Source organism: Acetobacter vaccinii (assembly GCF_008365315.1).
Taxonomy (GTDB): domain Bacteria; phylum Pseudomonadota; class Alphaproteobacteria; order Acetobacterales; family Acetobacteraceae; genus Acetobacter; species Acetobacter vaccinii.
This window is the reverse complement of sequence record NZ_CP043506.1, coordinates 779,284-800,000: the sequence shown is the minus strand read 5'-3', so window position 1 is coordinate 800,000 and position 20,717 is coordinate 779,284. Positions and strand designations below refer to the sequence as shown.

The following is a 20,717-nucleotide window of genomic DNA, read 5'->3' as shown; positions in this document are numbered from 1 at the left end:
GGGGGCCCAAAGCCTTACCAAACCCAACCAAACTCCGAATACCCGGAAGTTTAGCCTGGCAGACAGACAGTGGGTGCTAAGGTCCATTGTCGAGAGGGAAACAGCCCAGACCACCAGCTAAGGCCCCTAAATCGTGGCTAAGTGGGAAAGGATGTGGGGATTCCATAACAACCAGGAGGTTGGCTTAGAAGCAGCCATCCTTTAAAGAAAGCGTAATAGCTCACTGGTCTAATAGAAACCCTGCGCCGAAAATGTAACGGGGCTCAAGCCACGTGCCGAAGCTGTGGGTGCATACTATGTATGCGCGGTAGCGGAGCGTTCCGTAGGTCTGTGAAGGAGACGGGGTGACCCTCTCTGGAGATATCGGAAGTGCGAATGCTGACATGAGTAGCGACAAACAGTGCGAGAAACACTGTCGCCGAAAGTCCAAGGGTTCCTGCGCAAGGTTAATCCACGCAGGGTCAGTCGGCCCCTAAGGCGAGGGCGAAAGCCGTAGTCGATGGGAATCAGGCGAATATTCCTGAACCTGCCAGAAGTGACGAATGCAATATGTTGTCAGTCCTTATCGGATTGGACTGGCTTTTGGCGCATTCCAGGAAATAGCTCTGGCATATAGACCGTACCCGAAACCGACACAGGTGGACTGGTAGAGAATACCAAGGCGCTTGAGAGAACGATGCTGAAGGAACTAGGCAAATTACTCGTGTAACTTCGGGATAAGCGAGACCCGTCATTGGGCAACCATTGGCGGGTGGCACAGACCAGGGGGTAGCGACTGTTTAGTAAAAACACAGGACTCTGCGAAGTCGAAAGACGACGTATAGGGTCTGACGCCTGCCCGGTGCCGGAAGGTTAAGAGGAGGTGTGCAAGCACTGAATTGAAGCCCCGGTAAACGGCGGCCGTAACTATAACGGTCCTAAGGTAGCGAAATTCCTTGTCGGGTAAGTTCCGACCTGCACGAATGGCGTAACGACTTCCCCGCTGTCTCCAGCATCGGCTCAGCGAAATTGAATTCCCCGTGAAGATGCGGGGTATCCGCGGTCAGACGGAAAGACCCTATGAACCTTTACTGCAGCTTTGCAGTGGCATCAGAGATAGTCTGTGTAGGATAGGTGGGAGGCTTTGAAGCGGGGGCGCCAGTTCCCGTGGAGCCATCCTTGAAATACCACCCTGTCTCTCTCTGATGTCTAACCGCGACCAGTAAGCCTGGTCCGGGACCCTGCATGGTGGGCAGTTTGACTGGGGCGGTCGCCTCCCAAAGTGTAACGGAGGCGCGCGATGGTGGGCTCAGGCCGGTCGGAAACCGGCTGTCGAGTGCAATGGCATAAGCCCGCCTGACTGCGAGAGTGACAGCTCGAGCAGAGACGAAAGTCGGCCATAGTGATCCGGTGGTCCCGCGTGGAAGGGCCATCGCTCAACGGATAAAAGGTACTCTAGGGATAACAGGCTGATCTCCCCAAGAGTCCACATCGACGGGGAGGTTTGGCACCTCGATGTCGGCTCATCACATCCTGGGGCTGGAGCAGGTCCCAAGGGTTCGGCTGTTCGCCGATTAAAGTGGTACGTGAGCTGGGTTTAGAACGTCGTGAGACAGTTCGGTCCCTATCTGCCGTGGATGTTGGAGACTTGAGAGGATTTGTCCCTAGTACGAGAGGACCGGGATGAACATACCTCTGGTGCACCGGTTGTCGCGCCAGCGGCACAGCCGGGTAGCTAAGTATGGACGGGATAACCGCTGAAAGCATCTAAGCGGGAAACCCACCTCAAAACTAGGTCTCCCCAAGGGTCGTGGTAGACCACCACGTTAATAGGCCAGATGTGAAAGCGTGGTAACACGTGCAGCTAACTGGTCCTAATCACCCAATAGGCTCACTCCTTCACTGTCCTAACCGACAGACCGTGCACAGAAATCATCCATGCACAACGTCATACACTCACTCTCTCAAAAACCAACCGGTCCACACCACCAAAGGGTGGTCTGGATGACCTGGTGGCTATGGCGGGGCGTGTTCCACCCGATCCCATCCCGAACTCGGCCGTGAAAAACCCCAGCGCCTATGATACTGCGGCTTAAGCCGCGGGAAAGTCGGTCGCCGCCAGGTCTTCCAAACCACCCTATCAATACATCCTCACCCGCGGGGTGGAGCAGCCCGGTAGCTCGTCAGGCTCATAACCTGAAGGCCGCAGGTTCAAATCCTGCCCCCGCAACCATCTTAAGCCACCCAATCGGGTGGCTTTTTTTGTACAAAATCACAGTAGTATGGCTAGGCGTAGAGGTGCAGCGTTCAGGCGCTTAATGGCACTACTAAATGAGCGTGATTGTTTTTGTGTCGCTGATCCAAAAAATGCTCTCTAAACAATCTACGTTTTTAACCAGAATAACGTCAGAAGCATTGTGTCAGTTACTCTCTGCACGTTCCTGGGCTGTGCGCTGTACCAGCCGGATCCAAGGGTGGCGGTGCTCGACATAAGTGACAAGGTGCTGCTTATGGGCACTGGTTTCCGTGACAGTGTCAGTCATGGATGTGTTGTGCAAACGGTATTCGGCGAGTGTTTCGGCAACATGGGTACCAGAGAGCCCAAGTTCGGCCAAAGTGCACCATAAATCGTAATCCTCCCATCCCATTGCGTCCTTGCTGACGTAATATCCCCCTGCTGCCGCCCAGGCCCATTTGGCAACAAGAGCCATGGCATCAATGTAGTTGCCAGCTACTAGAGTCATCGGCTGCCAAGGTTTGTTGCCGAGTGGTGGTGAGACCTCAGAACCCCCAAACTGATGGATGATAGGGTAAGCATAGGCGGTCATATCATCCATAACAGCGGCAAGGCGCTCGCAGGCTTGCGGTAATAGTCGGTTATCAGCATCAAGTGGCAGAAAAAAAGCGGTTTCAACATGAGTGACCGCGCAATTGCGGGCACCACCCAGACCACTGTTCGTACGAGTCTGGAGTAGGAGCAAGCGATTGAAGCGCTGGCTATGACGCGCCATCCAGTCATGCACCAAGGCGACAGAATGGTCTGTTGAGCCATCATCCACAACGATCAGATCCAGAGGGTAAAGTGTCTGGGTCCGAACAGATTCAAGGGCTTCAAGAACAAACTCTGCGTAATTGTAGCAGGGGATGATGACACTGACGCTGCTTTGCTCAAGTCTGTCCTGATGAAACAAAATATCATGTTCAGGCACAATGGGCAGTGCACGTGGAGAAACTCCGTCGCGGGCTATCAATGTTTCCATAGCTTTAGCGGCCAAAACTCCACTAAGTAGACCAGGCAGGAGTGTCGCCAAATGTTGCGCCTGTCTCTGTGGACCAAATGGCCATAGGATAGCGTGGTAGGCATTGCGGGCCATGGTCTTGCGCAGGGTTTTGTCCGCAGACAGTGTGCGTAATGCAGCCGCCCACTCTTGCGGGGTATTGGCAAGAAAACCAGTGACACCATGGCGTATGCACTGTCGGAAGGGGGTTGTAGGGCTGACAATGCAGGGCACTCCAGCCAGGGCCGATTCAAAAAACTTGAGCTCACTTTTGGCATTACAAAATGGGCTCTGTGTTTCCAAGGGTGCTATGGCAATGTCAAACCGTGCAATTTCGGCTGGCAAGTCCTGCAGGGGGACCATGCTGCGCCATTCGATCTGGGCAGAAACAGCCTCTAGTTCTGGAAACTCCTTGGTTAATAGAACTGGTTTTCCATGCTCCTTGTCGTTGAAAAGGACCAGTCGTGCATTGGGTGTGTCGTGCAGGAATTGCGCCATGACAGCGCTGATCTGAGCAAAGTCTTTCTGATGTGTGCGTGACCCGGTGGCGTAGCCGATACGGATTATATCATCATCAGGGGTGGCTTGCCGTATGCGATAGGCCAGCCGACTGCGCTGTAATGTTTGTGTGTCGTAAATGTTGGGAACAGTGTGGGTGACTGGGCGATAGACCCGCATGATATCGGCCAGAGCATCGGTCGGTGCAAAACCACTGTCGGCTTGTAGAAGAGTACGTTGCATGTCGGCAAAGACACTTTCCATACGCTCTTCAGTCGCGCCAATGCTGCGGATGCCGTCAATCAGGCTGTTCCGGGCCATGTGGGGCAGGAAGGTCAGGTCATCTGTATCAAAAACCACATATGTGTTTTGGGCGCGGGCGATATCGAGCATGATGCTGACATGTCCGCTAAAGGCAACGCGCCAGAGCACGAGGATGTCTGCCCATGCAATATCATCAGGGTTTACGGCGGCACATTCTTTCCAGGTTGCAGACAATCCAGCCAGTGTGCAGGCCTCAGCATTGCGTTCACAACGATAGTGAACACCCGGAGTATCAGCTTCCCCTGCAACAAAAAGAATATTCAGGTTCTTATGGTTTTTGGAGGTGTCAACAGCAGGGTGTGCCCGGGGGGCAGGTTGAGGGGGCAATGCCGGAATGTTGGGTGGCTCAGCCAACAGGGGCGGTTTGCGGGCGAGGATACGGGCAGCAAGCCGGGCCATCCCTCGTAAGGACGATAGTCCTTTTCGGGCAGGCTCCAGACCTGCGCGCCAGGTCGTCATATTTTGGGTGAAGTTTTGGAAGTGTTCTTGGGTTTTCTGGATATTGCTTTGCAGAGCGTTGATTTTGTCTTCCAACGCTTTTTCCTGCAAGCTGTGCCAGCCTGCGCGCAGGTGCAGGGTACGGTTTTCCTCGCAGGCAGTGGATAGTCTGCTTTCGAGCTCTATTGCCCGTGCTTTAGTAGTGCTCAAAAGGCTTTTGTGCAGCCAGGATTCTCCCGTAAAAGCTAAAAACTGACGCATCCGTATCTGTTGGGCCAGTGCCTGCGTATTAGGTCTGTTGGACAGGAGTGGGGCTAGACTGGCTGGAACAGGGTTGGTTGCCACTATACCAAGCCCCTGCCCTTGGGTGAGTGTGCAGGCAGAACAATCAGGGATATTCTTTAAAGCCTGCCATATGCTCGACTGTTCAGCGGCATGATGAATACCCTCAAACAGAAAAACATTGGAACCCGCCGCGGGACGTGCCTGTTGCGTTAGCCAGTCGAGGATGGTCTCTGTCTGCCACAGGGGGGCTGCCAGATAGTATAATCCGCTTTCATCTGCCGTGTTTATAGGGGGTGTCTGGCAGATTTCCAGCCGTGTTGGCAGAGCGTGAGAGTGAAGAAAAAATGAGAGAGTTTCACAAATACTCTGGCTGGCACCTATCAGTGTGAGTATGCGGGGCTGAAGCCTGTTGGTCAGCCACATCAGGCTGGGGAGGTGCTCACACCCTTCTGTCGCTCCTGAGTGGAGGATCACAGGTTCCAGCAACACAGCAAGGTCGAGGTCGGCGCTTGGGGTGGGGTGATCTTGCCGGAAGGTGGAGCGGATGATGGGGCTGGTCATGGGGACATCTGTCCGGAAGTTGGTGCGCGGGGCAGTAGGAAACTATAGGGTGTAAGAAGTTTCCAGAAAATTAAGACGATATTTGGAATGTATAAATAAATATAAAAAAGTAATTTATTATAAATAATTTCGTCTATTCGTGAATATATAGCATGAAATAATAGTATTGCTTGTTAAGCATGTTCTTCATTACAAAAAGACAGAGGGTTGATTCCAGCCGGTCTGGCGTGGGCGTCGTGCCGCAGGATAAGCATAAAAGGATCGAACATGCCTGTTATCACTGTTGTCGGGGCATTGGGGAACACCGTGCAGGTGACCGTCGATGGCGCGCAGAATTCTGATCTTGTGAATTATGCTGAGGGTCTTTCCACACAGATTTCCAGCATTGTTAATACATTGAATACCCGTATCCTCAATCCGACTGGGGTTGTGCCAGCCGCGATGGCGCAAAGTATGACAGCGGACAAAAGTGATGCCGCTATTCTCTCCAGCGTGGCCGGGCAGGGAGAATATGCCCTGGCCACTGTTGCTGGCAGTTATGCCCTGTCAGGTGATGTCACCTGGGTGACCATTGGTTCTAATTCAGCCACCCATCCAGATCAGCCGCTGGAGGGTAGAGTGTATGTTGATGCCAGACAGGTGACAGCGCGCAATGTGACTGTTCTGGGTGGTGCCACGCAGGGTATTCTTTTCCAGGCCGGGGGGCAAAGTGGCACATTTCTGGCCGGAACAGGGGATAACCTGTTTGCCGGTGGGGAGGGCAACTGGACTGTCGCGACAGGGGACGGTAACGATACAATCCGCGGTGGGGATGGCACCAATACGCTAAGCCCTGGCCTGGGTGATAATAGGGTAGAGCTGGGTTCAGGTATCAACTACGTCCATTCCACTGGGCAGGATACCATTACAGGCACGGCAGGGGTGCAGAACATTACCCTGAGTGGCACAGGCTCTATTGTTTCTGTCGGTGAAAATTCCATTGTTGTGGACGCCAATGGCGGCCAGAAAATTACGGTTGGCGGGGGTTCGACCGTATCGGGCGGGATGAGCGACCAGATCAATATGGCCGGTGCGACAGGCACGGTGCAGGGTGGGTACGCCAACACCATTTCCGCAGCACAGGGAAATTTGCAGACCGTGAATACGGATTCTGCAAGCATCAGTGTCCTGCGTGATCTCACCTTTATTTCCGGCACAGGGAAGACAGATATTGCGGCAGGCCACGCGACAATGTTTGGGTCGCGGGGGCTGGATTTGCAGGTGGCCATGACATCGGCCGCCGCAGTCGGGTCGGATAACGTTTTTGCTGCCAATGATGGCAACATGACTGTCGATGGCAGCAGTTCCCGTTACGGTATTCATGCGTTCGGGAATAATGCGGGTACCAGCGGGTCACAGACATTCATAGGTGGGAGCGGGGCCGATACGCTTGTGGGCGGTGTAGGCAATGCGACTCTGACGGGCGGCACGGGGGATGCCAATGTCTTCGCCTTGCGGGATGGTGTCGCGGGGGCTGATTATACGATTACCGATTTTAGTGCTGTTGCGGGCAATTCTGTCCTGCTGGTGGGGTACGACTATGCACGCAGTGCGTTCCAGGCCGATGTGCTGGATAAAGCCACGCATGATGGCACGTCTACCACGATTACGTTGTCGGATAACAGTAAGGTGACGTTCCTTAACGTGGCATCCTTGTCGTCGGATACTTTTAAAGGTTTTTGATCCTAAAAGGTCTTTTATATATTGGGTCTAACCGCTCATGCGGGAAAAGAATGTGAAAAATTTCAAGGAAAAAGAATTAGAGCATTATTGGGTGCCGTCTCACCCTTCGGGCAGTCAGCGGGCAGGGCTTTCTGGTGCAGCAGGGGGGACAGCCCCATCGCGTGTGCAGGTGTGGGACAGCCGTGTTCGTAGAATATTACGTCGAGCCAGTGATGTTGCAGCAACAGAAGGTGTCTGGAAACTGGCCTGTAAGGCGACCCGACGGGTCAAGGTGCATGCAGTCAATTTTACCACACACAAGCTGGCAGTGTGGCGGTCCCAAGGGCATGTGGGGGCAGGCGTAAACCATGGGGCGGTCGATGTCGCACAGGCCATGGTGTCTTTCTGTCTGGCCCCGGTTGAGGCGGAGCGCTTGAGTGTGCTGGCCCCTCGCATTGTGCTGGTGGCAGAGCTGACTTTACTACAATGTGCAAAATATCGCGTCTGGCAAAGGAAAGAGCAGCTTTTATCTCTTGGGTGGCAGGTGGAGGTTGTGGACTGGCGGGAAACGCAACAGGCTCTTGCTGCCTTGCAGGTGTGCACGCGTGTTGTATTTTACCGTGTGCCAGCGTTTGAAAATGTCCGCAGTCTTGTGGCAGAAGCTCATGCGTTGGGTCTGGCCCCCGCATGGGAAGTTGATGATCTTATTTTTTCTGAAAAAGAGTATCTCTGTAACTCTAATATCCAAAGTCTATCGGTCTTTGAAAGGCGACAAATTCTGGCGGGTGTCCGGCTGTTCAGGGCTTGCCTGCTTGCGTGTGGGCGGGGCATTGCCTCCACCCCGGCACTGGCGGCAGCCATGCGGCAGGCAGGTGTTGGCTCGGTTGCGGTCATAGAAAACGCTCTTGACCAGCAAACATTGGATATTGCGCGGGATATCAGGAACGGGTTTGTTAAAGATCATGAAATATGGCGTGAAATACGGATAGTTTATGGTTCTGGTACCCGGACGCATGACGCGGATTTCAGGCAGGCCGCAGCAGGAATTTTTGCGGCCATGCAGGCAGATCCGCGTCTGAGCCTGCATATCGTGGGTGATCTGACCCTTCCGCCATGTTTTGCAACTATGGGTGCGCGCGTCTGTCAGCACGCCGGGCGGGATTATGCCGCCTATATGGCCATGCTGGCCCAGGCAGACATAACCCTGGCACCGCTGGAGGCAACGCTGTTTAATGATGCCAAAAGCGCCATCAAGTTTTTAGAAGCCGCCGTGCTGGGTGTGCCTGCCATCTGCTCCCGGCGGGATGCGTTGGCACGCGTCGTTCGGTCAGGGCGGAATGGTATTTTGGCTGACACAGCAGAGGACTGGCGGACCGCGATCCTCAAGCTGGCAGGGTCGGCACGGTTGCGGCGTAAGCTGGGGCAGCAGGCCCGTTACGATGCACTGGCGCTGTATGGGCCAGATGCCATAACCACCCGACAGGTTCTGCCGGTTTTTGGTGCCCCTCCCGCCCAGCCAGTAAGTGATGTGCGGGTCATGTGCGTGAATGTGTATTACGCGCCGCGCTCTTTTGGTGGGGCGACCCGTGTGGCGGAGGAAATGGCGGCGCGTCTGGCGCAAAGAGCAAGCATGTCAGTCAGCGTGTTTACAACTCGGCCGGATATGCCCGCGCGGGGGCATGCATGTGTGCGTTATGTTGCAGACGGGGTGGATGTTCTGGCGTCTGCGGCCCTGCCGGACGCGGCTGCTGGGGTCGAGGCGCTGGACAGCCGCCAGGCAACGGAGGATTTTACACGCTGGCTGGCTGCCATGCGGCCCAATGTTGTGCATGTTCATGCGGTGCAGGGGCTGGGGCTGGGCTGGGCGGATGTCTGCCAGCAGCAGGGTATTCCCTATGTGCTAACCTTGCATGACGCCTGGTGGCTGTGTGGCCGTCAGTTCATGGTGCAGGCCAATGGTCAGGCCTGCCCGCAGCGCGTGATTGATCTCGATGTCTGCCAGACCTGCCTGCCAGGTACGCTCGGTCTGGCCCAGCGGGCACGGAGGATGCGCGCCGTGCTGGAAGGGGCGTCATTGCTTCTGGCCCCAAGTGAGACACACAGGGCGTTCTATGTCGCCAATGGTATTGCGCCTGAGCGGATCAGGGTTAACCGCAACGGCTTCCAGTGGCCTGTGACGCCCCGCCCGCCTCGTATCGCAGGGCAGGTCTTGCGGTTTGGGTATGTAGGTGGGGCAGAGGATATCAAAGGTTTTGGTCTTTTGCGGGCGGCTTTTGAAAGCATGCAGCGCGGGGATTGGGAACTGGTGCTGGTAGACAACAAAAGCGCTCTTGGCTTTCCGCCTCTGCAAGCGGGGGCATGGTCTGTGCAGGGCACGGTGCGGGTTGTGCCAGCCTATACGCCCGCAACCATGGATGATTTTTTTGATGGGATTGATGTGCTGCTGTTTCCGTCCCAATGGCAGGAAAGCTACGGGCTGACCGTGCGAGAGGCTCTGGCTCGCTCCGTCTGGGTTGTGGCGACGGCTCCGGGGGGGCAGGCGGAGGATATTACGGCGGGGGTTAACGGCACGCTTATTCCCATGGATGGACAGCCTGAGACACTGCGGAACGCGGTCGAGTCCGTTCTTGATTTTCTCTCCAACCGGCCTGAAACACCCAACCCGGATCTGGGCCGCCTGTGCACCTTTGAGCAGCAGGCGGAGGAATTGGGCGGCTGGCTTGAGGAGGTTGCCCACAAAGCAGGGAGTCAGTCTGCTCAGTCGTCTGGGGGGGCAGGTGGGGCTACGGGGCGTAACCCGTGGACTACTCTGTCCGCTGTTGCGGCCAGTGCGTAGAGTGCGCGGCCTTTCCAGTTTGGGCGGGTTGCTCTGGGCCGTGGGGCTTCTGTCCGCAGGTCTGCGATCCAATCGGGCTGAAAGGCCGATCCGACGGGAATGGTCTGGCGCCAGTGCTGCAGGCCAGGCAGGCCAAAAGGATTATCCCGCAGCAACTCCCGTTTGAGAAAAGGCACCTGACCGGACGCGGCCAGGGAATACCATCGCGTGTGCATGGGATTTGTTGCGCACATGCGGGCCATGGGGGTGTGCAGGTCGCTCCATGCGGCATGGAGGGGAAAGCCTGCTTCCCGGATGGCTACGGATAACCCAAGTTCTCCATGCCAGATAATTTCCGCACGGCTCATGCTGGCAAAAGGGAGTGCCAGCACACGTTGGACGTGTGGTGTGTGTAAAACCGTATGCGACAGGCCAACAAACCAGGATTGCAGATGCGGTGTTACAAGCCGTGTCGCGACCATGCCCCAGACCGGGTAGCGCACCGGGGTATGGGCGTGCAGGACGTGGCGCAGGGGGCGTAATGGCCCCAGCACGCTGTCATTGGCCAGTACAATATAAGGGGCGGTGTGGGCGACCCCCTGTGCCAGCAGGAACTGCCATGCCCCAAAATCCAGCCCGTCATTGGCACGTGGCCAAGGATAAATACCATGCTGCTGACAGAACAGGGCGGAGGATGGGGAAACCTGCTGACAACCTGAGAAAATACAGTGTGTTGTCAGCCCGTTATGGGTCAGTTCCCGCAGGTAATGGCGGGTGTATTCGGGCAGGTTTCCGTCCGGTGTATAGGCGGCAAAAAGGCATATGCTCCCGGTGGGGAAGGGTGTGTCAGCCATGTCACATCTGTCCTTTTTGCTTTTGTAATCACAAGGAAACAGAAAAAGGGTGCATTTTTTGAGTTGGTTTTTAATGAAAATATGAATACAAGCCGGAAAAGAAGTTAGGCGCGATCGCCGTAAAATATATTTTCTTAGGGAGGCCAGAAACTCAATGAGCAAGGCTTTTATTGCAGCGGTGATCCAGGATTCCATCCAGTGCACCGGCGTTGCAGCCAATCAGGCAGCGAATGACCTCATCGACGCGATTGTTGAGGAACTCAAGCGCGAAGGTGGTTTCACCCTGCCGTCGTTTGGCACCTTTACTGTCCGCAAGACCAAGGCCCGCAAGGCGCTGAACCCCCGCACGGGTGACCCGGTCAAGGTCAAGGCAGGCAAGACAGTCCGCTTCAAGGCCAGCCCGAACCTTAAAAAGGCTGTCTGATCATTTTAGTCCATAGGGGCGGCGGCGTTGCAGCCTTCGTGCCTGTGCTGACATGAATGAGTGCTGAGTGTTACGGCAAAAGGCTCCACATGATGTGTGGAGCCTTTTGTTATTCTCGGGCCAGTATCCGTTGTTGGATGCCAGGGGCTGAGTTCAGGGTGTCTCGGTTGTAATACTGTCCAGCCTGTCCAGACGGCGTAGGCCGGGGAACAGTGTCATCCACACGCCGGTAATCACCAGCGTGCCGATGCCACCCAGTACCACGGCGGGTACCGGGCCAAGCAGTTGGGCCAGCATGCCGCTCTCAAACTCTCCCAACTGGTTGGAAGAGCCAATAAAGAGCATGTTCACAGCAGACACCCGTCCGCGCATGTCATCAGGGGTGCCAAGCTGAACCAGCGCGCCACGTACCATGACACTGACAACATCAGCCCCGCCCAGAATGGCCAGCATGATGACCGAGAGCGCGGTGGAGCGGGACAACCCAAAGGCGATTGTTGCAAGGCCGAATATGGCGACAGCTCCAAACATCCATAGCCCGGAATGACGGCCCAAGGGGTGGCGGGCCAGAACGGCGGCAACCACCAGCGCACCGATGGCCGGGGCGGCCCGCAACAGGCCGAGCCCCATGGGGCCGGAATGCAGGATGTCGGTTGCAAAAATCGGCAGCATGGCTGTGGCCCCACCCAGCAGCACGGCAAACAGATCAAGCGAGATCGCACCCAGCATGGTGGGTTTGCGGCGCAAAAAGGCAATGCCACCAAAAACGGCGGCCAGACTGGGGGGCTGCCGTGCCCGGGTTGGGGCTTCCAGCTTCATGAGTGAGGTTGCAAGCAGTGCCAGCATAAAACCGATGGCACAAAGCGTATAGCATAGCCCCGCTCCCAGCCCGTAAAGCAGCCCCCCGACCGATGGCCCGGCAATGCAGGAGAACTGGAACAGGGAGGATGACAGCGCCGCTGCCCGTGGGAAAACCGCCGCAGGCACAAGGGAGGGCAGGAATGTCTGCTGGGCTGGCATTTCAAATGCTTTGCAGGCACCAAACAGGGCGACCAGACCATAAATCATGCCAGGGGCAAGGTGGTTGGTGAAGGAGGCATACGCCATGCCTGCCGCTGCTATGGTCTCAATCGTCTGGCAGACCAGCACAATGCGTTTGCGATTGTACTGGTCGGCGGCATGCCCTGCGGGGAATATACAGGCCATCATAGGCAGGAACTGGGCCAGGCCGACAAGCCCGAGTGAGGCCGCGCTATGGGTTAGTGCGTAAACCTGCCAGCCCACGGCCACAGCCAGAACCTGTGCGGCAAAGGTGGAAAGGGCGCGGGCAGAAAGGGCGGAAAACAGGCCCGGATGTCCGATAAGGGACGAAGGCGCAGGGAAAGAGTCGGTCATGATATCCAGCGCGAGTAGGGTCAAAAGGGAACAGGCAGGGGCGCGCTGTCTCCTGGCCGGGTCGCGCAGGCCAGCCGGAGGGGGCGCTCCCCGCATGGGGGAGGGGGGATAATGGGCTACTTTGCGGGTGTTTTCGACGGGTCATCCGCAGGGTTCAGGTATGTCATGCCAAAAGGGCCGATACCTGAAATTTCCATGGTGACCGGGCTGTCGCCGGTGCGCAGGGCATGCGGGGTGTTTTTTGGCAGGTGCACAAAGCCGCCGGGACCAAGATCCTGTGTGGTGGCGGTTGCCTTATCCGCCCCGACAGAGTGGGTAAAATGCCCGTCCAGAACGCTCAATGTTTCGTCCATATTGTGCGTATGGGGGGCTATCCAGCTATGGGCTGGCATTCTGACCCGGATCACAAACGGCCCTGCTTGGCTGGGGGTGCCGTAAACATGGGCAATTTCCACCCCGTGGGGGAAATCGGCCGGGGCTGCATGCCAGGGGATCTGCTCGTTTGTCAGCACAACGGTGCCAGCGTGGGGCTGGGGTGCTGCCAGAGCGGAGGGGGCCAGCGGGATGGTCAGAGCCAGCGCGGTCATGAGGCGAAAGGATTTTGTCATGTCGTTGTCATTTGAAGGTTTTTTCACTCTGCTTCAAGCATAGGGCACGCAAAGGGTCCGCAGGGGCGCTTTGTGCACTGGTCACTACAACGTGTCCGGGGTATCTGTGCGGCTATTCCGCACGCCCGACGCGGTGCTAGAGCATGTCTGGCGCTGTGGCGGACCGGTCGGGCTGGCATGGCCTGGGCAACCCGGTTCTGGCTACGGGCCTGGCGGCTTTGGAGGTGCCAGAGCGGGGTGAGTGGGCAGGTATTGTGAGGGCATGACAAAAGGAGGGGGCTGAGCGTATTTTTCCCCCTTTACCGCGAGCCTTTTCGGAGTGATGCTTGTAGGTATATCAGAAACCTTGATAAAGCCTTGAGCTGCGAGGTTGATGTAAATATGTGCATCGGGGATCGCCATGGTGTCCCTGCGGTTTCGGTAAGGATATCTGGTCATGAACATTGCGAATGGCCTTGGGTGATGCACAGGTGTTTTTCAGGTTTCAGTGAACAAACAGGGGGCCGTGCACAGGTCGGCGCGACAGTCTGTGTCGCTCGGTGTGTACGGTGTTTTCGAGTCCGGCGCCCCGTGAAGAATTGAAGGGAAGTTGTATCGGCATGTTGAAATGGCTGATCAAGGATGCTCCTCTGCGTTCCAAGTGCAGGGTAGCCATGCTGGGTCTGGAGACTTATCTTGTCTTGCAGATCATTATCGAAGCCGCCGGGTATTTTTTTCACGAAACAATCGGTCACATGTTCCTGGTGAACATGTGCGCTCTTGTTGTCGGGCAGATTGTCGTCTCCCTGTATTGGATTTCGCTTAAAAACCTTGTTGTTATTCCGGTCGAAAAAATGGCCGATATTGCAGAAGGCGTGCTGCGCGGTGATATCCGCGGTGAGGTGCCTTTTGTTGAAAACGGCGACAGCGTTGGCCGTTTTGCCCGTGTTGTGGTGGGCTTTACCAAGATCGTGCGCGATCAGCAGGAAGCCAAGAACCGCCAGGACGAAATGGCGGGTGAAATCCGCGAGGCTCTGGAACGCACGCAGGAGCGTGACCGCCAGACCCACCAGGTTATTGAAGAACTGGGCAATGCACTGGCTGAAATGGCCAAGGGCGACCTGCAGGTCCGTGTCAGCGGCAGCAATTTCGATGGGGAATTTGCCCCTCTGCGCGACGTGTTCGCCCATTCCGTGGAGCGGTTGAGCGAAGCGCTCAGCGCCGTTGCGCGTAATACCGACCTGATTGCCACAGGTGCCAACGAAATCTCCACCGCATCGGACGACCTTGCCAAGCGGACGGAAAAACAGGCCGCCAATCTTGGACAGGTGGCAGCAGCCGTGCGGACCATTACCGATGGTGTGCGCCTGACCGCCAATGCCTGTGGCGACGCCAGTGTGGAAACCCGCCAGGCGCTGGACAAGGTCAAGCTGGCCAACACGGTCATGGCCGAGACAACCGACGCCATGGACGGGATCAAGAAATCCTCCGACGCGATTGGCGAGATCATTTCCGTCATTGACGGCATTGCCTTCCAGACCAACGTGCTGGCGCTGAATGCCGGGGTCGAGGCCGCCCGTGCGGGTGACGCCGGTCGCGGCTTTGCCGTGGTGGCGCAGGAAGTGCGCTCGCTGGCAGAACAGTCCGCCCGCTCCGCAAGCGAGATCAAACGCCTGATCTCCCTTTCTGCCGAGCAGGTGGACAAAGGGGTGGATCTGGTCCAGCAGACCGGCCATTACCTGAACGACTTTGCAGGCAGCACACAGAACATTGCCACCCGTGTGGAGGAAATTTCCGTTTCCACCCAGGATCAGGCCCAGCGCCTGTCCGAAATCACGGTTTCCATCGGCGACATGGACCAGGTGACCCAGCAGAACGCGGCCATGGTGGAAGAAACAACCGCCGCCAGCCATAATCTGACGTCTGAAACCCGGACCCTGATCCAGACCCTGAGCCGCTTCCGCATCGGGCATGATATCAGCTTTGCTCAGAAAAAGACCGTCAGCGCCCCGGCCCCGCGCCCCGCAGCGCCCAGCAGGCCCCTGCGGGTTGCCGCGACAACGACGCCTGCCGTGGCTCCTGCTCCGGCGGCCCCTGCCGCAACGCCCCTGCCGACGACCTCCTCCGACCAGGGGTGGGAGGAATTCTGATGTCATCACATGTCGAGCAGGCACAAACCGTGTCAGACATATCCTGCGTGACAGTGTCGGGGAGGCTGGACACGGCGGCCGCTCCGGGCTTGAAAGAAACGATCAGTCAGGCGGTGGCACAGGCTGGCGGGGGTCCGGTCAGCCTTGATGTCTCGGGTGTCAGTTATGTCGGGGGGCTCTGTCTCCAGCTGCTCCTTGCGAGCGGGTGCACCCTTGTCGCGCCGTCAGAACAGGTCAGGGAAGCGTATACCCTTTTTGGGGTCGGTGAATTCCTGCCAGAACAGAAAATCTCTCCCAAGGAGCAATGAATTATGGTGGGAACACAGGCCATACGTATCCTCACGGTTGATGACTCCCGCACCATGCAAAGCATGCTGCGCAAGGCTCTGGAGGGGGCCGGGTATGACGTCATCCAGGGTGGGGATGGTGTGGAAGGGCTGGAGGTTCTCCAGGGTGCGACACCTACGCCCAACGCGATCATTACCGATATCAACATGCCCCGCATGGATGGTTTCGGGCTGATCGAGGCTGTCCGTGCGATTGCGCAGTACAAGCATCTGCCGATTATTGTACTGACCACGGAAAGCGACCCCGAAAAAAAGGCCCGCGCCCGCGCTGCTGGCGCGACCGGGTGGATTGTAAAGCCATTCAGCACCGATAGCCTTGTGGCAGCCATTCGCCGGGTTACCGCCTGAGGAACAAGGAAGGTCTCCAGCATGAGTGATGACATGGATGATATCCTGCAGGTCTTTTTCCAGGAGTGCGACGAGCAGCTCCAGGAACTGGAGCGTGGGCTGTCAGCACTTTCGGATGGGGAAGCCGGGCATGAGACAATCAATGCCGTCTTCCGCGCCGTTCATTCGATCAAGGGTGGCGCGGCCTCATTCGGGCTCGAGAACCTTGTGCGTTTTGCCCATGTGTTTGAAAGTTCTCTCGACGGCCTGCGCTCCGACCGCGTGACGCCGACGCCCGAGATCATCAAGACCTTTCTCAAGGCCATGGATGTTCTGAGCGATCTGGTGGACGAAGCCCGTGGTGGCTCATCGGTTGACCAGGCCCGTCTGGCGGAAAGCCAGGTGGAACTGGAGGCCATTATCGCGGGGGACAAAGGCTCCTCCGGGCCTGCGACGACGGATGACGTCATCCCGCAGGATTTTGTGCCGGTTCCGTTTGACTTCGAACCCGTGACCGTTGATTTCGGCTTTGATTTTGACGAGCCCGCAGCCCCGGTTGAACCCGTGGCGGAAGAGGCGGCGCTGGTTGTCACCTTCCGCCCGCATGACGCCATGTATGAGCGTGGGGATGATGCCCGTAATCTGCTGATCAGCCTGGGCGACCTTGTGGCGGCTGTGCCTGGTGGTGTGCAGCATACGACCTGCGACAGGGCGGCCCTGCCTGATCTGGCGGGTGTTGAGCCGGTTAAATCGTATCTGTCCTGGCGTGTGGCCCTGCCGCCCCAGGTGCAGGAAGATGCCGTGCATGGCGTGTTCGACTGGGTGAGTGATGTCTGTGACTTCACCATCACGCGGGAAGGGGGCGACAGCATTGCGGCTGAAGCTGCCGACACTGCCGCCGTGGTGGAAGAGCCAGAACTGGCACCCGCACCTGTTCCGGTTGTGGAGCCCAGCTTTGAGCACGACCCGGAGCCAGCAGCCCTGAGCAGCCCTACTGCGGCTACACCGTCTGCTCCACCCCCGGCTGCTGCTCCACCCCCGGCTGCTGCTGCAGCCGGGGGTGCCGCCCGCCGGTCGGAACAGGCGGCCTCAATCCGCGTGGATCTGCACCGTATTGATGACCTGATGGACCTTGTGGGCGAACTGGTCATTGCTCAGGCAGCGCTGGAATCGCTGTGTCGTAAGGACGGGTCTTCTGCCCAGCGTGAACTGGCTGAGAGTGTCAGCGGCATGCAGTCCCTGACGCGCGACATTCAGGACGCGGTCATGGCGGTGCGGGCACAGCCTGTGCGCAGCGTGTTCCAGCGTATGCAGCGCGTTGTGCGTGAAGCTTGCTCCATGACCGATAAGGACGTTGTGCTGACGCTGGAGGGTGAGGACACGGAAGTGGACCGCACCCTGGTGGAAAAGCTGAGCGACCCGCTGACCCATATGCTGCGTAACGCGGTGGACCATGGGATAGAGCGTGCCGACAAGCGTGTGGCCGCAGGCAAGCCTGCAGCTGGTCATATTCTGCTCTCGGCCAGCCACAGGTCCGGGCGTATTCTCATTACCATCAAGGACGATGGGGGCGGGATCAACCGCGAGCGCGTGCTGGCCATTGCTGTCCAGCGCGGCATTGTCGCCCCCGATGCAACGCTGAGTGATGATGAGATCAACAACCTCATCTTCGCCCCCGGCTTTTCCACCGCTGATAAGGTGTCCGACCTGTCGGGGCGTGGCGTGGGCATGGATGTGGTCAAGCAGGCCATTCTCAGCCTCGGCGGGCGCGTGACGATCAACAGTGTGCAGGGCGAAGGCACGACCTTCTGCCTCAGCCTGCCGCTGACGCTGGCTGTGCTGGACGGCATGCTGATTTCCGCAGGCGGGTCTGTCATGGTCATCCCCATTTCCTCGGTGGTGGAAACCATGCTGATCGCGCATCAGGATGTGTATATCCTGCCCGATGGGGAAAATGTGGTGTCGATCCGTGGCAACTGCATGCCGCTGCTGCCACTGGCGACCGAACTGGGGCTTAAATCCACCACCCCGTCGGAAGAGCCTGAAGACACGGTCATTCTGATTGTCGAAAACGAATCCGGGGCGCGTGCTGCCCTGATCGTTGATGAAATCCGTGACCAGGCGCAGGTTGTTATCAAGAGTATTGAGAAAAACTACCAGCAGATCCCCGGCGTTTCGGCGGCGACCATTCTGGGTGATGGTAGCGTGTCTCTCATTCTCGACGTTCCCGCGCTGATTGCGACTGCCATCGGACGGATTGACACCAGGTCGTCGGATATCCGCACGGGCCTGGCCGCGTAACACACCACAGCATGACGATCAGCTTTTGATTTGGGAAACAGGGATATGACGGAAGAAGCAGCGGTAGCGGACGCCAAGATCGTAAAAATGATCGTGTTTGCCGTGGGGGAACAGGAATACTGCATTCCGATCCTGAGCGTGCGCGAAATCCGGGGGTTTGAAAAAACAACCCCTCTGCCTTTTGCGCCGCATTATGTGTGCGGGGCCATCAATCTGCGCGGTGTCATTCTGACCGTCGTGGACCTTGCCGTGTGCCTTAATGTTGAGCCACAGGCCGACAACCCGCGCCGGGTCGTGGTGATTGTGGAGTCCAAGAACGGCATTGTCTGCGGGCTGCTGGTGGACCGCGTGATCGACATGGCCGATATCAACATTGACGATATCCAGGCGGTTTCGGATGAGAATAGCTGCCTGAGCGGGCTGGTCCTGCTGGGTCGGCGGTCGCAGGATGACCGGCGCATGATCGGTGTGCTGCGTCTTGAAAGTGTTGTCAGCCAGTTGGTTGGCGACGCGGTTGCAGAATGACATCATGGCTATCACTGATCCAGAGTACACGGATGCCGACTTCCAGAGGGTGCGGGGGATAGCAAAGGACGTGGCAGGTATTTTCCTGCCCGAGTCCAAGCGTACGCTGGTCTATTCCCGCGTGGCCCGCAGGGTGCGTGAAAACGCAAAGGCCAGCTTTCGGGATTATCTGGATTTTGTGCAGGGGCCAGCCGGGCAGGTCGAGCTTGAAAAACTCATCTGCGCGCTGACAACCAATGTCACGAGCTTCTTTCGGGAAAAAAACCACTTCACCCACCTGGAAGAAGAGGTCATGCCTGCGCTGAGCAGCCGTGCCCGGGCCGGGGGGCGGGTCAGGCTGTGGTCTGCTGCCTGCTCTACCGGGCCGGAGCCGTGGAGCATGGCCATGTCGATCATGTCGGTCTTTCCCGAGGCCCCGACATACGACGTGCGGATACTGGCGACGGACATTAATTCCAACGTTGTCGCACAGGCGGCATCGGGCCTCTATCCAGAAGCGGAAACCGAGGGTATTTCGCTCGATATGAGAAACAGGTTCATGGAACCAGCCGGACAGGGCCAACTGCGTTTTGCAGGGCCTATTTGCGGGCTGCCTGCGTTCCGTGTGCTTAATCTCAACGCCGAGTGGCCGATGAAAGGGCTGTTTTCAGCCATTCTATGCCGCAACGTGGTTATTTATTTTGATGAAGTCACGCGTGAGCGTCTGTGGCGCCGGCTGGCTGACAAGCTCGAACCTGGTGGGTTCCTGTATGTCGGGCATTCGGAACGGGTTGTCTCCTTGCGTGAATGTGGGCTGGAGCAGGTGGCCCCGACGATTTACAGGAAGGGTGGCTGAGCCCATGGACAAGCCGGTACGGGTTCTGATTGTTGACGATTCAAGGACGATAAGGGCGCTGATTCGGCGCTCGTTTGAACAATGGCCAGAAATCGAGGTATGCGGGGAAGCCGCAAACCCGATCGAGGCGCGTGACATCATCATCAAGGACCAGCCTGACGTTATCACGCTGGATGTTGAAATGCCGGGCATGAACGGCCTGCAGTTCCTTGAAAAGATCATGCGGCTGCGACCGATCCCTGTTGTCATGGTGTCCAGTCTGACCGCACGCGGGGCCGATACCGCCATTACAGCCCTGCACATGGGTGCGTTTGACTGCTTTCCCAAACCCGCGTCTGTCATCGGGGCCGATGCGTTTGCGGGGCTTGCACGGCTTGTAATCCAGGCGGCTCATTCTCACCCGGTTACGCGCCCGACCCCGTGCGAGCCTGTGCATGCCCATGCCACCAAGGCTTGGGGGCGGCGTTACGGGCTGGTGGCTGTTGGTGCCTCCACCGGCGGGGTGGAAGCGTTGGAACTGCTGCTGGGCGGCTTTCCGGCGCAGAGCCCGCCTATTGTGGTCTGCCAGCACATGCCCCCCCTGTTTACGGCCAGCTTTGCCAGAAGGCTGGACCAGAAGATTCCCGCCCTGTCCATTCGTGAGGCACAGGATGGTGAAGTGTTGTCCCCCGGTTCTGTCAGGATTGCGCCTGGGGGCGACAAGCATACCGTGGTGGAGCGGAGCCATAACGGCTATGTCACACGGCTGGTTAAATCTCCCCCCGTCAGCGGCCATTGCCCCTCGGTCGATGCCCTGTTTGCGTCTGTCGCCAAGGAAGTCGGGCGTGAGGCCCTGGGCATTATCCTGACCGGCATGGGGCAGGATGGGGCCGAGGGTCTGTTGTCCATACGGCGTGCCGGAGGCCACACAATTGCGCAGGACAAGGCCTCTGCCGTGGTTTATGGAATGCCACGGGTCGCGGCGGAAATCGGGGCGGCATGCCAGATTGTGGCTTTGTCCCAGATTTCCAACGTCGCCATGGCCGCCCACGCGCCCTGATACATTCTTTGCGGGATAACCGCACAACCAAGACGACCTCGGCAATACCGAGCA

15 protein-coding genes, 1 tRNA gene and 2 rRNA genes (1 of these 18 running past the window's edge) are annotated in these 20,717 nt (G+C 57.6%); 14 read left to right on the top strand and 4 right to left on the bottom strand.

Going from position 1 to position 20,717, the window contains the following annotated elements; genetic code table 11:
* The 3 genes from FLP30_RS03570 to FLP30_RS03560 form a co-directional block, all read left to right on the top strand.
* A 23S ribosomal RNA gene (locus FLP30_RS03570) occupies window positions 1-1,878 on the top strand; it begins 859 nt to the left of the window's first position.
* A gap of 109 nt (window positions 1,879-1,987) precedes the next feature.
* Window positions 1,988-2,103: ribosomal RNA gene (gene rrf / locus FLP30_RS03565) — 5S ribosomal RNA — on the top strand.
* A 32-nt stretch (window positions 2,104-2,135) separates the two neighbouring features.
* Window positions 2,136-2,212 (top strand) — tRNA-Met (locus FLP30_RS03560).
* A 187-nt stretch (window positions 2,213-2,399) separates the two neighbouring features.
* Here the strand turns inward: FLP30_RS03560 and FLP30_RS03555 are convergent.
* Entirely contained in the window at window positions 2,400-5,363 is a 2,964-nt protein-coding gene (locus FLP30_RS03555; RefSeq protein WP_149278619.1) for a glycosyltransferase, read from the bottom strand.
* A 267-nt stretch (window positions 5,364-5,630) separates the two neighbouring features.
* Between FLP30_RS03555 and FLP30_RS03550 the strand changes: the two genes are divergently transcribed.
* Together FLP30_RS03550 and FLP30_RS03545 are read left to right on the top strand one after the other, a co-directional pair.
* Window positions 5,631-7,085, top strand: coding sequence for a hypothetical protein (locus tag FLP30_RS03550; protein WP_149278618.1), 1,455 nt, complete (start codon window positions 5,631-5,633; stop codon window positions 7,083-7,085).
* Window positions 7,086-7,137: 52 nt separating this feature from the next.
* Window positions 7,138-9,900, top strand: a complete 2,763-nt coding sequence (locus FLP30_RS03545; RefSeq protein WP_246856582.1) for a glycosyltransferase — start codon at window positions 7,138-7,140, stop codon at window positions 9,898-9,900.
* Here the strand turns inward: FLP30_RS03545 and FLP30_RS03540 are convergent.
* The gene (locus tag FLP30_RS03540; protein ID WP_149278617.1) at window positions 9,822-10,733 is read right to left on the bottom strand and encodes a rhamnan synthesis F family protein; all 912 of its coding nucleotides are present in this window, start codon (window positions 10,731-10,733) and stop codon (window positions 9,822-9,824) included. The two genes, FLP30_RS03545 and FLP30_RS03540, sit on opposite strands and share 79 nt — an antisense overlap.
* 154 nt (window positions 10,734-10,887) lie before the next feature.
* Between FLP30_RS03540 and FLP30_RS03535 the strand changes: the two genes are divergently transcribed.
* Window positions 10,888-11,157 (top strand): HU family DNA-binding protein, encoded by a 270-nt coding sequence (locus FLP30_RS03535; protein ID WP_149278616.1) that lies wholly within the window; start codon window positions 10,888-10,890, stop codon window positions 11,155-11,157.
* A 153-nt stretch (window positions 11,158-11,310) separates the two neighbouring features.
* Here FLP30_RS03535 and FLP30_RS03530 read toward each other — a convergent pair whose 3' ends face one another.
* On the bottom strand, window positions 11,311-12,552 hold the full coding sequence (locus FLP30_RS03530) for an MFS transporter (protein WP_149278615.1): 1,242 nt from the start codon (window positions 12,550-12,552) through the stop codon (window positions 11,311-11,313).
* Between the two features lie 116 nt (window positions 12,553-12,668).
* Complete coding sequence (locus FLP30_RS03525; protein ID WP_149278614.1) at window positions 12,669-13,160, bottom strand: cupin domain-containing protein; 492 nt, start codon at window positions 13,158-13,160, stop codon at window positions 12,669-12,671.
* Between the two features lie 143 nt (window positions 13,161-13,303).
* Here FLP30_RS03525 and FLP30_RS14335 point away from each other — a divergent pair, with 143 nt between their 5' ends.
* The 8 genes from FLP30_RS14335 to FLP30_RS03490 all read left to right on the top strand — a co-directional run bounded on the left by FLP30_RS14335 (window position 13,304) and on the right by FLP30_RS03490 (window position 20,663).
* Window positions 13,304-13,426 carry a hypothetical protein gene (locus FLP30_RS14335; protein ID WP_256366601.1) on the top strand — a complete coding sequence of 41 codons (123 nt, stop codon included), beginning with the start codon at window positions 13,304-13,306 and terminating at the stop codon, window positions 13,424-13,426.
* Window positions 13,427-13,759: 333 nt separating this feature from the next.
* A complete protein-coding gene (locus tag FLP30_RS03520) occupies window positions 13,760-15,289 on the top strand; it encodes a methyl-accepting chemotaxis protein (protein ID WP_149278613.1) in 1,530 nt (509 codons plus the stop codon).
* The gene (locus FLP30_RS03515; protein WP_149278612.1) at window positions 15,289-15,597 is read left to right on the top strand and encodes an STAS domain-containing protein; all 309 of its coding nucleotides are present in this window, start codon (window positions 15,289-15,291) and stop codon (window positions 15,595-15,597) included. Before FLP30_RS03520 ends, FLP30_RS03515 begins: the two co-directional genes overlap by 1 nt.
* 3 nt (window positions 15,598-15,600) lie before the next feature.
* Window positions 15,601-15,984, top strand: coding sequence for a response regulator (locus tag FLP30_RS03510; RefSeq protein WP_149278611.1), 384 nt, complete (start codon window positions 15,601-15,603; stop codon window positions 15,982-15,984).
* A gap of 21 nt (window positions 15,985-16,005) precedes the next feature.
* On the top strand, window positions 16,006-18,264 hold the full coding sequence (locus tag FLP30_RS03505) for a chemotaxis protein CheA (protein WP_149278610.1): 2,259 nt from the start codon (window positions 16,006-16,008) through the stop codon (window positions 18,262-18,264).
* Window positions 18,265-18,309: 45 nt separating this feature from the next.
* A complete protein-coding gene (locus FLP30_RS03500; RefSeq protein WP_149278609.1) occupies window positions 18,310-18,789 on the top strand; it encodes a chemotaxis protein CheW in 480 nt (159 codons plus the stop codon).
* Window positions 18,790-18,793: 4 nt separating this feature from the next.
* Complete coding sequence (locus FLP30_RS03495) at window positions 18,794-19,624, top strand: CheR family methyltransferase (RefSeq protein WP_149278608.1); 831 nt, start codon at window positions 18,794-18,796, stop codon at window positions 19,622-19,624.
* 4 nt (window positions 19,625-19,628) lie between these two features.
* Entirely contained in the window at window positions 19,629-20,663 is a 1,035-nt protein-coding gene (locus tag FLP30_RS03490; protein ID WP_149278607.1) for a protein-glutamate methylesterase/protein-glutamine glutaminase, read from the top strand.
* The last annotated feature ends 54 nt before the right edge of the window (window positions 20,664-20,717 follow it).

Bases quoted from the DNA above. Each gene is read 5' to 3' on its own strand.
- FLP30_RS03555 (WP_149278619.1), bottom strand. From the start codon at position 5,363: ATGACCAGCCCCATCATCCGCTCCACCTTCCGGCAAGATCACCCCACC.
- FLP30_RS03550 (WP_149278618.1), top strand. From the start codon at position 5,631: ATGCCTGTTATCACTGTTGTCGGGGCATTGGGGAACACCGTGCAGGTG.
- FLP30_RS03540 (WP_149278617.1), bottom strand. From the start codon at position 10,733: ATGGCTGACACACCCTTCCCCACCGGGAGCATATGCCTTTTTGCCGCC.
- FLP30_RS03535 (WP_149278616.1), top strand. From the start codon at position 10,888: ATGAGCAAGGCTTTTATTGCAGCGGTGATCCAGGATTCCATCCAGTGC.
- FLP30_RS03530 (WP_149278615.1), bottom strand. From the start codon at position 12,552: ATGACCGACTCTTTCCCTGCGCCTTCGTCCCTTATCGGACATCCGGGC.
- FLP30_RS03525 (WP_149278614.1), bottom strand. From the start codon at position 13,160: ATGACAAAATCCTTTCGCCTCATGACCGCGCTGGCTCTGACCATCCCG.
- FLP30_RS14335 (WP_256366601.1), top strand. From the start codon at position 13,304: ATGTCTGGCGCTGTGGCGGACCGGTCGGGCTGGCATGGCCTGGGCAAC.
- FLP30_RS03520 (WP_149278613.1), top strand. From the start codon at position 13,760: ATGTTGAAATGGCTGATCAAGGATGCTCCTCTGCGTTCCAAGTGCAGG.
- FLP30_RS03515 (WP_149278612.1), top strand. From the start codon at position 15,289: ATGTCATCACATGTCGAGCAGGCACAAACCGTGTCAGACATATCCTGC.
- FLP30_RS03510 (WP_149278611.1), top strand. From the start codon at position 15,601: ATGGTGGGAACACAGGCCATACGTATCCTCACGGTTGATGACTCCCGC.
- FLP30_RS03505 (WP_149278610.1), top strand. From the start codon at position 16,006: ATGAGTGATGACATGGATGATATCCTGCAGGTCTTTTTCCAGGAGTGC.
- FLP30_RS03500 (WP_149278609.1), top strand. From the start codon at position 18,310: ATGACGGAAGAAGCAGCGGTAGCGGACGCCAAGATCGTAAAAATGATC.
- FLP30_RS03495 (WP_149278608.1), top strand. From the start codon at position 18,794: ATGGCTATCACTGATCCAGAGTACACGGATGCCGACTTCCAGAGGGTG.
- FLP30_RS03490 (WP_149278607.1), top strand. From the start codon at position 19,629: ATGGACAAGCCGGTACGGGTTCTGATTGTTGACGATTCAAGGACGATA.